The sequence below is a fragment of the Corynebacterium sp. UMB10119B genome, assembly GCF_030228125.1.
GTDB lineage: Bacteria > Actinomycetota > Actinomycetes > Mycobacteriales > Mycobacteriaceae > Corynebacterium > Corynebacterium pseudogenitalium.
On record NZ_JASPBG010000001.1, the window covers coordinates 128,633 to 141,328 of the forward strand.

Annotated in this window: 16 protein-coding genes; 15 read left to right on the forward strand and 1 reads right to left on the reverse strand. The window is 59.0% G+C overall.

Going from position 1 to position 12,696, the window contains the following annotated elements; translation table 11 throughout:
* Positions 1 to 7 precede the first annotated feature (7 nt).
* Complete coding sequence (locus QP802_RS00575; RefSeq protein WP_070363475.1) at positions 8 to 577, reverse strand: TetR/AcrR family transcriptional regulator; 570 nt, start codon at positions 575 to 577, stop codon at positions 8 to 10.
* A 194-nt stretch (positions 578 to 771) separates the two neighbouring features.
* On the opposite strand from QP802_RS00575, the gene QP802_RS00580 reads away from it, so the two are divergent.
* From QP802_RS00580 to lgt, 15 genes are all read left to right on the forward strand, one after another.
* Complete coding sequence (locus QP802_RS00580; RefSeq protein ID WP_070362246.1) at positions 772 to 1,461, forward strand: hypothetical protein; 690 nt, start codon at positions 772 to 774, stop codon at positions 1,459 to 1,461.
* On the forward strand, positions 1,452 to 1,985 hold the full coding sequence (locus tag QP802_RS00585; RefSeq protein ID WP_284817425.1) for a hypothetical protein: 534 nt from the start codon (positions 1,452 to 1,454) through the stop codon (positions 1,983 to 1,985). Before QP802_RS00580 ends, QP802_RS00585 begins: the two co-directional genes overlap by 10 nt.
* A 132-nt stretch (positions 1,986 to 2,117) precedes the next feature.
* Positions 2,118 to 3,431, forward strand: coding sequence for a histidinol dehydrogenase (gene hisD, locus QP802_RS00590; protein WP_070478832.1), 1,314 nt, complete (start codon positions 2,118 to 2,120; stop codon positions 3,429 to 3,431).
* Positions 3,432 to 3,433: 2 nt separating this feature from the next.
* Positions 3,434 to 4,564, forward strand: a complete 1,131-nt coding sequence (locus tag QP802_RS00595) for a histidinol-phosphate transaminase (RefSeq protein WP_284817426.1) — start codon at positions 3,434 to 3,436, stop codon at positions 4,562 to 4,564.
* Positions 4,554 to 5,156: an imidazoleglycerol-phosphate dehydratase HisB gene (gene hisB, locus QP802_RS00600; RefSeq protein ID WP_284817427.1), complete on the forward strand. Its 603-nt coding sequence runs from the start codon at positions 4,554 to 4,556 to the stop codon at positions 5,154 to 5,156. Before QP802_RS00595 ends, hisB begins: the two co-directional genes overlap by 11 nt.
* On the forward strand, positions 5,157 to 5,333 hold the full coding sequence (locus QP802_RS00605) for a hypothetical protein (protein WP_168156151.1): 177 nt from the start codon (positions 5,157 to 5,159) through the stop codon (positions 5,331 to 5,333). It abuts the gene before it with no gap.
* A gap of 76 nt (positions 5,334 to 5,409) precedes the next feature.
* A complete protein-coding gene (locus tag QP802_RS00610; RefSeq protein WP_083290931.1) occupies positions 5,410 to 6,636 on the forward strand; it encodes an MFS transporter in 1,227 nt (408 codons plus the stop codon).
* Positions 6,637 to 6,647: 11 nt separating this feature from the next.
* Positions 6,648 to 7,301, forward strand: coding sequence for an imidazole glycerol phosphate synthase subunit HisH (gene hisH, locus QP802_RS00615; protein ID WP_256005147.1), 654 nt, complete (start codon positions 6,648 to 6,650; stop codon positions 7,299 to 7,301).
* A gap of 44 nt (positions 7,302 to 7,345) precedes the next feature.
* Positions 7,346 to 8,095, forward strand: a complete 750-nt coding sequence (gene priA, locus QP802_RS00620; protein ID WP_284817518.1) for a bifunctional 1-(5-phosphoribosyl)-5-((5-phosphoribosylamino)methylideneamino)imidazole-4-carboxamide isomerase/phosphoribosylanthranilate isomerase PriA — start codon at positions 7,346 to 7,348, stop codon at positions 8,093 to 8,095.
* A 5-nt stretch (positions 8,096 to 8,100) separates the two neighbouring features.
* A complete protein-coding gene (locus QP802_RS00625; RefSeq protein WP_071572489.1) occupies positions 8,101 to 8,925 on the forward strand; it encodes an inositol monophosphatase family protein in 825 nt (274 codons plus the stop codon).
* A gap of 70 nt (positions 8,926 to 8,995) precedes the next feature.
* Positions 8,996 to 9,769: an imidazole glycerol phosphate synthase subunit HisF gene (gene hisF, locus QP802_RS00630; RefSeq protein ID WP_070362253.1), complete on the forward strand. Its 774-nt coding sequence runs from the start codon at positions 8,996 to 8,998 to the stop codon at positions 9,767 to 9,769.
* A complete protein-coding gene (gene hisI / locus QP802_RS00635) occupies positions 9,769 to 10,137 on the forward strand; it encodes a phosphoribosyl-AMP cyclohydrolase (RefSeq protein WP_070362254.1) in 369 nt (122 codons plus the stop codon). The genes hisF and hisI overlap by 1 nt, the downstream gene beginning before the upstream one ends.
* Positions 10,138 to 10,782: a TIGR02234 family membrane protein gene (locus QP802_RS00640; protein WP_070362255.1), complete on the forward strand. Its 645-nt coding sequence runs from the start codon at positions 10,138 to 10,140 to the stop codon at positions 10,780 to 10,782. It begins immediately after the preceding gene.
* Between the two features lie 103 nt (positions 10,783 to 10,885).
* Positions 10,886 to 11,680 (forward strand): hypothetical protein, encoded by a 795-nt coding sequence (locus tag QP802_RS00645; protein ID WP_070362256.1) that lies wholly within the window; start codon positions 10,886 to 10,888, stop codon positions 11,678 to 11,680.
* An 18-nt stretch (positions 11,681 to 11,698) separates the two neighbouring features.
* On the forward strand, positions 11,699 to 12,589 hold the full coding sequence (gene lgt / locus QP802_RS00650) for a prolipoprotein diacylglyceryl transferase (RefSeq protein ID WP_256000302.1): 891 nt from the start codon (positions 11,699 to 11,701) through the stop codon (positions 12,587 to 12,589).
* Positions 12,590 to 12,696 lie beyond the last annotated feature (107 nt).

The following is a 12,696-nucleotide window of genomic DNA, read 5'->3' on the forward strand; positions in this document are numbered from 1 at the left end:
CTGGCAATCAGCAGCCCGCTTGCAGCCCCCGAATGATGAGATCGACGGAAAATGCGAACGAGTCGTCCCTCTCAATGGTCTGTGATTGTGGCAACGTTTCGCTTGCATTCGTAGCCGCTACCAGCTGGGATTCAGTTTGCTGGACGAGGGCACTGCCAAGGATCAGGTGTAGGAGAGCATCGGCGGTTGCGCGGAGCTGAGGTGTCGACGCCCCTTCGACTTCCATAGCCAATGATGTGATGAAAAAGCGCTGGAGTTGGGAGTGTATCGGAGACTCCGGATTGCCTACCGCTGTGACCGTCACCTCAGCACCATCTCGAATGCTGAGCAGGCAGTTACGGAGCATTCTGGCTGCTTCACTCGTGGATGTGGCTGGTGAGGAGGAGGTTGTGAGGGGCGCAACGATGTGCTCTGCCAGGCGAGCCACAAGGTCCTGTTTGCTTGCCACATGCCAATACAGCGCTGACGGTGCGACGTCGAGCTCCTTGGCGATCCTGCGCATTGACACATCGGCTAAGCCATATGACCTGAGTAAATCCATCGCAGTGATCGTGATCTGATCCACGGACAGGTGCATGTGTGCCCATGTTACCTGTCTCACGGTGGAGAGGGGGTGGACGTTTACAACGAGTTCACAGAGAGTGTTCAGATACTTTGTACCGGAGCGTAATTGGGCCAGCAGAAACGAGTGGTTAAAATTGGCATCAACGATTTTTAACGTAACAGGCCGGGTACAACCGTTGTGCTGGTCGCTGTAAGGAGAGATACGTCGTGAGGATTTCCACCACTGGTTCCAAGGTTGCTGCAGCTGCCGTTGTTGCATTGGCAATGTCATTGACTGCGTGTGGCTCTGATGACGAGACCGCGGGCGGCGGACTGTCCACCGCTGCCAGCGCTCCGAATTCGGCGGCTTCTGAGAAAGATAAGGCCGAGAATTCGGCGAAGGAAGAGCCGAAGAAGGACGAAAAGGGCGAGAAGAAGTCCGACGACAAAAAGCAGACGGAGGCACAAGGGGAGCCCGGTGCGATCCCAACGATTGCGAATCCGTTTGAGGACGGAGAGTTCGCTGTTCCAACCTTCGAGCCAATCGAGGGCGGTAAAGAAGGCACCGAAGAGCAGCGCAAGGAAATGGAGGAAGTGGTTCGCAAGGTGACGAACCCGGAGTCCTTCGAAAAGTGGACGCGCGTCATCTTGGATAACTCCTGTAAGAAGATCACCGAACCCGCACTGGAAGAGATGGAGCGCCAAGGCGTTTCCCTCGAGGTGATTGAGCAGGCTGCCCGTATGCAGGAAGAGGCCGGTCAGGCGATTGAGATCCCGAAGACCGAAATTTCCCTGAGCGACGTCCGCGTTGATGGCAACCATGCTTCGGCGACAGTGAAGTCGAATAACTCCGAGGGCGAAAAGACCCAGACCCAGCTCTTCACGCACGAAGACGGTCGCTGGAAGCTGTGCAACTAGCACAGCAGCTCGACTCCAGGCCGCGCGCCACGATCCACGCTGGCGCCGGCCTGCTTTTCGCTGGGCTTGTCAGCGGTGTAATCGGTGGGGCAGCGTGGGCGTGGTTGCGTCCCCCGATAGTGACCGTTGTGTCGGATGGATCGTTCATGATCGATGAAACGGAAACGATCCAGAATGCGCAGTTTGCTGGACTCGGCTGGCTAGCGGTGGTGTTGTTGGTAGTCGGGTTGGTTGTCGGTGTTGCGGGTCGAGCGCGTCGAGGCGGGGGCCAGCTCGCATGGTTTGTCTGGCAGCTCATCGTTGCCGCGCTCGCCGGATACGTTGTATTGGCGGTTGGCGGAATGGTCTCGGGCTGGCTCACAGCTTTGCCTGAGCATGCAGACGGCTTCCAGGACGGTCAACGCTTAAGCGTGTTTCCGATAGTTGCCCCGGGAGTGGCGTTGTGCCTTGCGCCATTCGCCACAGGGCTCGTCGCGTGGTCGAGGATGGTGATCCGCGCAGTCGACACCCCCGAAATAGTGTGAACTACCTTATTCCCTTGGTGAAAGCTCTGGGGTGACGCCTTTTTTGGCCTGAACAGCTTTTTCGCGCCTGTCGGAGAATACAATGGCTGCGGTACGTATTGTGCTCATTTGTTGAATCTGGGAGACACGAAAATGCTGAGAGTTACCGACCTCCGGGGGACAACCCCAACGACCGCCGAACTTCGCAGGGCACTGCCACGTGGTGGCGTTGATGTCCATGCCGTGCTTCCCGCAGTTACGCCGATCGTTGAAGAGGTTCGCGTAGGCGGTGCCGAAAAGGCACTCGAATACGGAGAGAAGTTCGACGGGATCCGTCCAGCATCCGTGCGGGTGCCGTCGGAGGTGATCAAAGAGGCCGTCGACAAGCTTGATCCTGCGCTGCGCTCCGCGCTTGAAGTCGCGATCGAGCGGATTCGCAAGGTACACGCTGAACAGAAGCCGCAGCCACACACTACGACGCTTGCGAATGGCGCAACTGTCACCGAGACATTTATTCCTGTTTCGCGCGTGGGACTTTATGTTCCAGGTGGAAAGGCAGTGTACCCCTCGAGCGTGCTCATGAACGTGATTCCTGCGCAGGAGGCGGGGACGGACAGCATGGTGGTCTGCACTCCTCCTCAGGAGGAGTTCGGCGGCTGGCCGCACCCAACGACGCTCGCCGCGTGCGCGCTGCTCGGCGTCGATGAAGTGTGGGCAGTCGGTGGAGCCCAGGCGATTGCATTGCTGGCGTACGGCGATGATGCCCACGGCCTGGAACCAGTTGATATGGTGACCGGACCGGGGAACATCTACGTTGCTGCCGCGAAGCGCGTAGTCAACGGCACGGTGGGCATTGACGCGGAGGCCGGCCCAAGCGAGATCGCGGTTATCGCCGATGATAGCGCGAATGCGGAATACGTGGCGCTCGATCTGATTTCGCAGGCAGAGCACGACGAGCAAGCAGCTAGTGTGCTTATCACCGACTCAGAGGCCCTGGCGCAGGAAGTCGGCCAACTCGTTGAGCAGCGCTCGAAGGAAACGCTCAACGCTGAGCGTGCCTCTACTGCGCTGGGCGGTAAGCAGTCCGGCATCATCCTGGTCGACGATATTGAGAAGGCTGTCGCAGTCGCAGACGTTTACGCAGCAGAGCACCTGGAGGTGCACACGCGCGATGCTCGCGCGGTTGCGGAGCGAGTTCGAAACGCGGGCGCAATTTTCGTCGGGCCATACTCACCGGTCCCACTCGGTGACTATGCGGCTGGCTCGAACCACGTCTTGCCGACATCCGGGACGGCGCGCTTCAACCCCGGCCTGTCCACCCTGACGTTCCTGAAGCCTGTCAATCTCATCGAGTACGACAAGGCAGCGTTGGCGGAAATTGCTGAGGACATCATGGTGCTGGCTGCGGAAGAGCAGCTTCCTGCACACGGTGAATCCATTAAGGCACGAGGAAACGGAGCTAAGTAAGTATGTCTACTGATCCTTCGACGATCGCGAAGGGCGTCACGCTCGAATCGCTACCACTTCGCGACGAGCTGCAAGGAAAGAACCCATACGGCGCCCCACAGTTGAAAGTGCCTGTCGCGCTGAACACCAACGAGAATCCGTACCCGCCCTCTGAGGCGTTGATTCAGGACCTGGTTGCCGAGGTTGAAGCAGCGGCACGGTCGCTCAACCGCTACCCAGAGCGCGACGCCGTGTTGCTTCGGGAAGACTTGGCCGCATACGTGTCGAAGCAGACGGGCGTCCAGGTCAGCAAAGACAACATTTGGGCCGCAAACGGTTCGAACGAGATTTTGCAGCAGCTGTTGCAAGCTTTCGGTGGCCCCGGACGCAGTGCCATGGGGTTCGTGCCTAGCTACTCGATGCACCCAATCCTTGCGGCGGGCACGCAAACCGAGTTTATCCCGATTGATCGCAACGAATCTTTCGATATCGATGTGCAGCAGGCCGTGCAGGCCGTCGAAAAGCACGCGCCGGACGTTATCTTTATCACTACGCCGAACAATCCAACTGGCGGTGAGACTGCACTCGAAGACATCGAAAAGATTGTTCAGGCTGCACCTGGCATCGTGATTATTGACGAGGCGTACGCTGAGTTCTCGGATTCCCCGTCCGCAACGACGCTGCTGGCAACGTATCCAGAGAAGCTCGTTGTGTCGCGCACGATGTCGAAGGCGTTCGATTTCGCAGGCGCGCGCCTAGGGTACTTCGTTGCAGCACCGGCGTTTATCGACGCCGTCATGCTGGTTCGCTTGCCGTACCACCTCTCGGTGCTCTCGCAGGTTGCCGCACGCGTGGCGCTGAAGCACGCCGGGGACACGCTCGCGACGGTTGACAAGTTGGCGCAGGAGCGCGTGCGCGTGCAAGCAGCACTGGAAGAGATGGGCTACAAGGTTGTGCCGAGCTCGTCGAGTTTCATCTTCTTCGGCCCGTTTGGCGACGCCACTTCGACCCATGCAGCGTGGCAGCAGTTCCTCGACTGTGGCGTACTCATTCGTGACGTTGGCGTCGCAGGTCACCTGCGAGTGACGGTTGGACTTGATAGCGAAAACGATGCCTTCCTAGAGGCAGCAAGAAAGGTACTTCATGGCGAATAGGGTAGGGACCGCACACAGGAAGACGTCTGAATCCGACATCACTGTGTCCATCAATCTCGACGGCACAGGCGTGACTGACATTGACACCGGATTGCCGTTTTTCGATCACATGCTCACCGCATTCGGGGCGCACGGCGCTTTCGATCTCACGGTGAAGGCGAAAGGCGACACGGAGATCGATGCCCACCACACGGTGGAAGACACCGCCATCACGCTCGGGTGGGCCCTGCTGGATGCGATCGGGGACAAGCGTGGCATCCGCCGCTTTGGCTCGATGCTGTTGCCGATGGACGAAACGCTCGTTGAGGCAGTTGTAGACCTGTCTGGGCGTCCGTACTTTGTGATGAACGGTGAGCCGGAGCATATGGATTGGCAGGTCATCGGCGGACACTACGCTACGGTGATAAACCGCCATTTCTTTGAGACGCTTGCGTACAACTCCCGAATGACCTTGCACGTGAATGTGCGCTATGGTCGCGATCCGCACCACATTACGGAAGCCGAATTCAAGGCTGTGGCCCGCAGTTTGCGAGCTGCAGTGGATGCAGACCCAAAGATTACGGGTGTGCCGTCGACAAAGGGTGCGTTATAGGTGGGAGGCATTCCAGCAAGTATGGGGGTGCTTGGCCTCTTCGTGTTGGCGGGTGTGCTCGCAGGCGGAGTGTGGTCAACGTACCAGCGTGGATTGAGGGTGCCGACTGCAGTGTTAGCCTTGGCTACTGCGCTGGCGCTCGCATTCGCGATTATGGCAATGATGGAGGTTATGTAGTTTGAAGTTCTTCCCACCAACACCGCTTACTGTTGAGGAAATCAACTCGGTCTCGAGTGTTTGGAAGGCACGCGGCATGAAGCCCGTTCTGCTCGCGGTGATGGCAGCGTTCGCCGCATGGGCGGTGCTGCTACCGGTGATTCCTACGGCGGTGCTCGATGCAGGAGGAACCGAAACGCTGGCCGGGCTTACCACCGGTGTGTTCATGCTCGCTACAGTGCTTACACAGATGGCGACACCTGCGCTGCTGCGCAAGTTCGGGTTTGGCCTGATTATGGGGCTGTCTTCTTTGCTCTTGGGTGTTCCGGCGTTCGCCTACGCGTTGGGAATGGAAGCCGGAACAGTGCTGACTGTGAGCGCGATCCGCGGTGTTGGGTTTGGCGCGCTGACGGTAGCGGAGGCAGCCGTCGTCGCTGAGTTGGTACCGCGTCGCTTGCTGGGGCGGGCGACCGGCACGCTGGGCATCATGGTGGGCTTGTCTCAGATGGTCGGCTTGCCGACGGGCCTCGCCCTGGTCAACGTCATTGGGTATAACGCGGTGTATTACATTGCAGCGGGCGTAGGCCTCATTTCGTTGGTGGCATGCATGTTCATCCCAGCTGTGCCACAAGCGGACCGCGACGAGTTGAGCGTGGCGCACGTGCACGTACCGATGTGGCGGCTTGTGTTTGTTCCGGGCATGGCCTTGATGTTCGTCACCTCAGCGTATGGCGCAATTACTAACTTCCTTCCCGCGGCGATGCGCGATCTCGATCCGGCCAAGGGAGCGGCGCTTGGCGGTGTGATGCTGGGCGTGATGAACTTCGCTTCTATGTTGTCGCGGTACGCAGCGGGTCAGGTCATGGACCGCAAGGGATACCCAGGCAGCATTCTCATTCCGTGCCAGTTCATTGCTGCAGGTGGTGTCTTTCTCATCGCGCTCATTCTGCTTCTTGATCTGCCGGTGTGGTGGATGGCGTTGGCAGCGTTGATCTACGGTGTTGGATTCGGCGCGGTACAGAACGAGGCGCTCACCTTGATGTTCTATCGCTTGCCCCGTTCGAAGAGCTCTGAGGCCTCTGCGATTTGGAATATCGCATTCGACGGAGGAACAGGTCTGGGGTCGACGATGTACGGCATGTTGCTGACAATGATGATGTTTACCCCGATGTTTGGTCTGGCGGCGGCCGTGATCCTTATTGGCGTAGTTATTACGTTGCTGGATAGGCAGCTGGGCAAGCACCGCGTCGTCGAAGTTAATAACTTGTCCGTGCGGCTGAAAAATGTTCAGCCCCCGCGCCTTTATCGGCGGAACGGGCGCTAGAATTAATCTTCATGACTGCTAACGACATGCCACAACCCCATGTTGCGCTGCTCGACTACGGGGCAGGAAATATCCGATCCGCTCAGCGTGCGCTAGAACAAGTTGGCGCGCGCGTCAGCGTTACTGCCGATCCGGCGATCGCGGTGGAGGCTGACGGCCTGTTAGTGCCGGGGGTTGGCGCGTTTGATGCATGCATGCGTGGGTTGCAGGCAATGCAAGGGGGGCGCATCATCGGACAGCGCCTTGCAGGTGGTCGTCCTGTGCTGGGTATCTGCGTTGGTATGCAAATCCTTTTTGAGCACGGAGTCGAGCATGGCATTGATACCGCTGGATTAGCAGAGTGGCCGGGGACCGTTGAAAAGCTCCAGGCTCCTGTGCTTCCACACATGGGGTGGAACACCGTCGACATAGTTCGCGGCTCGCGCATGTTCGACGGCATTAATATAGACGAGCGCTTTTACTTCGTGCATTCGTACGGCGTTCGCGAATGGACGCTGAAAGCGGATGAGTTCATTGCGCCGCCACTTGTGCACTGGTCGGAGCACGGTGGAGATAAGTTTGTGGCTGCCGTCGAAAATGGTCCGCTCTGGGCGACGCAGTTCCACCCTGAGAAGTCTGGTGACGCAGGACTTCATCTCCTGGAAAACTGGGTGAAGACTCTGTAGCGAGCGCCGAACCTGGCTGAGTTAGATTGGATAAGATGAGCACCATGACTTTTACCTTGTTGCCTGCTGTTGATGTTGTTAAAGGTCAGGCCGTGCGGCTTGACCAGGGGGAAGCTGGGACGGAGAAGGGCTACGGGGATCCCCTGGAGGCTGCTCGTCGCTGGGAAGAGCAGGGGGCGCAGTGGCTGCACTTCGTGGATTTGGACGCCGCGTTTGGGCGTGGCTCGAACCATGAGTTGATGGCGGATATCACTGCGAAGCTGGGTATCGCTGTCGAGCTCACGGGTGGTATTCGTGACGACGCCACGTTGGAGCGGGCCCTTGCCACCGGAGCGAAGCGCGTCAATATTGGTACCGCGGCGCTACAGGATCCGGAGTGGACCTGTAAGGCAATTGAGCGCTACGGCGACAAGATCGCGATTGATATCGCGGTGCGTGAAACTGATGGTGAGTGGCGCACGAAGGGGAACGGCTGGACGTCCGACGGCGGTGATCTGTGGGAGGTTCTGGAGCGGTTCGATGCCGCTGGTTGCAGCCGTTTCGTGGTGACCGACGTGAGCAAGGACGGCACGCTAGCGGGGCCGAATGTTGCACTGTTGCGGGAGGTCGCCGCAGCGACGGACGCTCAGATTACTGCCTCGGGCGGAATCGCGACTCTCGACGACGTCGTAGAAGTGGCCCGGTATACCGATGAAGGGATCGACTCCGTCATTATCGGCAAGGCTCTCTACGAGAAGCGCTTCACGCTGAGTGAGGCGCTGGAGGCCGTCGCAAAGGTATCGAAGGGCGAGTAAACAGCGTGCGGGATCTGCAGGCATACCGAGCTATTGCGTTAGAGGCGGTCGATGAAGCCGCCGAGCTGTTTCGAACACATATCGGTGCAGCTCCAGCGCTCTTTAAGGGCGAAGGTGACTTTGCCACGGAAGCGGATCTCGCCATTGAAACGTTGCTGAGGAAACGCTTGACGGAAGCGACCGGTATCCCCGTGTTCGGGGAGGAACACGGCGGGGACCTCAACGCTGAGGCGTGCTGGGTGCTCGATCCTGTCGACGGCACCTCGAACTACTCGTGTGGCAACCCGATGTGCGCGATCTTGGTAGCGCTCCTTATCGACGGCCAACCGGTCGTCGCGGTGACCGACATGCCTTTGCTGGGGCACCGCATGCATGCGATCTCGGGTGAGCCCGTTGTGCTTGACGGCGACCCATTGCCTGCGCTCCCACAGGGCGTTGATCCTTCGACGACGGCCGCTCAGGTAGGCGTTGCAACCGTTGGTTCGGATGATCGCGCTGCGTTTCCAGCGGAAGGCCGCTTGGCCTTCGTCGGTGAATTGGCTGCCACCTCACTGCGACCACGCATGACTGGCTCAGTGGGCGTGGACTTGGCGTTTGTGGCGTCGGGTGTGTTCCAGGCCAGCGTGAGTTTCTCCCCGCACGTGTGGGATAACGCGGCCGGTGTCTTGTTCGGTCGCTGCGCGGGCGCGACGGTGACTGACGTGTACGGGCAGCCATGGGAGATGTCGTCGATGGGGGCTGTCATTGGTACGAATGCTGCCCATGCGACTGCGCTCGCGACGGTCCAACGGTGCTTTGAAAGCCCTGATAGGCAGAGTGCTTCGCGGTAGTATGTAGTTTCCGGAACGTATTTGCGGGCTGGAGTAGCGTGGCACAAAACATGTATGGAGGGTAATTACCTTGTCTGTTGCAATCCGTGTGATTCCTTGCCTCGACGTGGACGACGGGCGGGTAGTAAAAGGCGTAAATTTTGAAAACCTGCGGGACGCTGGTGATCCCGTAGAGCTTGCTCAGCGGTACGGTCTGGAAGGCGCTGATGAGCTTACTTTTTTGGACGTAACCGCGTCGCGTGAGGGCCGTGGAACGATGCTTGAGGTCGTCCGTAAGACCGCAGAGCAGGTATTTATCCCGTTGACCGTTGGCGGAGGCGTTCGAAGCGTCGAAGACGTCTCTGAGTTGTTGCGTGCTGGCGCGGACAAAGCCAGTGTGAATACAGCGGCGATTCACCGGCCAGAGCTACTGCGTGAGCTCAGCGAGAAGTTTGGAGCGCAGTGCATTGTCTTGTCTGTCGACGCGCGTCGCGTGCCGAATGGTGGGCTTCCGCAGCCGTCTGGGTTTGAAGTGACCACGCACGGTGGTACGCGTTCGGCTGGTCTCGACGCGGTGGAGTGGGCTCGCACTGGACAAGACCTGGGTGTGGGGGAAATCTTGCTGAACTCGATGGACGGAGATGGGACCAAGGAAGGGTTCGATCTCGAGCTGTTGGAAAAGGTTCGAGCAGCGGTAAGCATCCCGGTGATTGCTTCCGGTGGCGCTGGCAAGGCTGCAGACTTCCCGCCAGCAGTAAAAGCGGGCGCAGACGCCGTACTTGCGGCGTCGATCTTCCACTTCGGCGAAGTGAGCATCGCAGAAGTAAAGGATGCGCTTCGGAATGAGGGCTTTGAGGTTCGCTGATGACTGAACTACGACCAGAAGATGCCGTATTGGATCCTGCAATTGCTGCTCGGCTGAAGAAGAACGACCGCGGCCTGGTTCCCGCCGTGGTGCAGGCTGCTGACACCGGTGAGGTCCTCATGATGGCCTGGATGGATGAGCGGGCGCTGGCGTACACGCTGGAAACGCGACGTGGGACGTACTTCTCTCGCTCCCGTAACGAATACTGGGTAAAAGGGCTCACCAGTGGCGCTGTGCAAGAGGTCCGCGAGGTGCGCCTCGACTGCGACGGCGACACCTTGCTGGTGAAGGTGATCCAGACGGATGGTGCCTGCCATACGGGGGACCGTACGTGCTTCGATGCAGATCTGCTGTTGGAGGATATCTAGGTGAATACGGCGAACCGCGTCGGCGCACTGCTGGTGGGCGTCGGTGGCGCGCTGGCGTGGGTGGGGTCCAGAATGGACTGGTTTACTGTCGAAGTTTTCGACGACCGCGCTGGAGCCAGTACCACTACCGTCGATGGTTCAATGTGGTCTACGGAGATCGCGGCAGTGGCGCTCATTCTGATCGTTGCAATGATTGCGATATTCGCGCTGCGGCGAGTTGGGCGTCGAATAGTAGGTGTGGTGGCCGCACTAGGCGCCGTGGGCGCCGGCGTATCGGGCTTGCGAACCTTATTAGCCGAGCCTGACTTGGAGCGTTTGCACACACTGCTGAGTGCCGGAAGCGGGGAGCAGGGAGGAGCAGCCAGTGACGGGGCGATTGCCGCGTGGGCGGAGATCACACAGGTGCAGCAGCATAGCGCTGGCATTTACCTGGTCATCTTGGGGGCGCTCCTGGGGCTTATTGGAGCGCTCACGGTTGTAATGCGGCCCGGTGTAGATTCCGCGAAGCTCAACAAGTATGAGACAGAGGCTGTGCGCCGTGAAAAGCTAGGTGAAGATCTCGAAGCTCGACCGGACTCTGGGCGCGTGATGTGGGACGCCTTGGACTCCGGAATTGACCCTACGGATGATGAGGCACGCCGATAAATATTCGGTATACCCCCGTGAAATTTCATGAACTAAATACGCGCGGGCTACGCTGGCAACTGCAACAATAGGCTTTCACCTCGGAGTCACGCGGGAGGCGAGTATGTGTGCCACGGATGTACACAGCGATCTCTTCGCTGCAGTGCAGCGGCAGGTCGCGCGCCGTGAGTCCTTGGTGTCGTTCCAAGAGGTGAAGGATCGCTCGCGGGCAGCTGCATCTGCGCGCGACGCATACGCGGCCGTTGACTCAGACGGATGCGCAATTATTGCCCAGGTACAGTACAACCAGCACGGCGTCCGGACTACGCAGCAACGGATTCACCGAGCGGCACTTGCCGCAGTGGAGCTTGAGATGCAGGGGGCGCAGCTGCTCGCGTGTTCGGGTGCGCTGTTTGGCCGTGAGGTCGCGAACATTGAGATGGACGCAGCGAGGGCAGCAGTGCATATACCGGTGGTGAGCTTGGATACGATTGTTGATCCGTACCAAGTGCACGAGGCTCGCTGCTATGGAGCCGATGCGCTTGTGCTTCGTGCAGATATTCTTGAGCAGCCGCGACTGGAGGCGTTGCTAGATAGAGCGGAGACGCTTGGCATGTCGGCCTTCGTACAAGTCGGAGACGCTGAGGAGGCGGCACGTGCGCTTCGGGCGGGTGCATCGGTGCTGGCTGTTGTGCCACCGAAACGTCCATCGGGGGAGACTGATCACTTCGCACTGGGTGAGCTTGTTGCAGGCCTTCCGAGCAAGATCCGCGTGGTGATGATGGCGGATGTGTTGACTCCGCGTGATCTGTTTAACGTCGCTGCCGCAGGAGCAGACGCCATTTTGGCGAATGCCGAAGCGGCTATTCCTTCACTTGCTACCGCCGGGCGACACCCCGCGTGCGCTTCCCGCCGATAATCAGGCACACTAGGGGGCGTGCAAACTACGATTCTGGCAAACATTCCCTCGCCACCACAGGGTGTGTGGCACATTGGCTGGCTCCCGGTGAGGGCGTACGCGCTGTGCATCATCACCGGCATTCTGCTTGCAATGTGGGTGGGCACGCGACGCTATCGTGCGCGTGGTGGTGATCCCGACGTGATTTGGGACGCGGCAATTGTCGCTATCCCCATGGGCATCATTGGCGGTCGGCTCTACCACGTGCTGACGGATCATGATAAATACTTCGGCCCCGGCAAAGATCCACTGCAGGCGCTGAACATTACTGCGGGTGGTTTGGGCATCTGGGGCGCAGTCGCACTGGGCGCGGCGAGCGTGTGGTTGCTGCTGCGGTGGAAGAAGATTGCTGTTGGGCCTGTTGCGGATGCGCTGGCGCCAGGCATCGTGTTGGCCCAGGCCGTGGGACGCCTTGGGAACTGGTTCAATCAGGAACTCTATGGTGCTGAAACGACGGTACCGTGGGCGTTGGATATCTACTACCGCGTTGACGAGCAAGGGGCGTTCGCTCCGCTGACAGGGCGTTCTACCGGTGAGGTCATCGCGAGCGTTCACCCGACGTTCCTCTACGAGTTGGTGTGGAATCTGCTTGTGTTTGCTTTCCTGCTTTGGGCAGATAAGCACTTCAGGCTCGGACACGGCAGGGTATTTTGGCTATACGTTGCTGGCTACACGATGGGCCGATTTGCAATCGAGTTGATGCGTACTGACGCCGCAACACTAATTTTGGGGTTGCGTGTGAACACGTGGGTTTCAGGCCTGCTTTTTGTTGTTTCACTTGGGATTTTCTTCCTATTGCCACGTGGGAGAGAAGCCGAGAAAGAACTCGTTCACAACGATAATGATGATACGAATCGTGATTCGGGGTAGGGTGGTATCCGAAGTGGAAGATAGGCCACACGATACGGCAGTGGAGAATTCACACACTATCTGGCCTTGAAACCACCGGTAATTGTTGAATCGCTACTAGGTTGGAT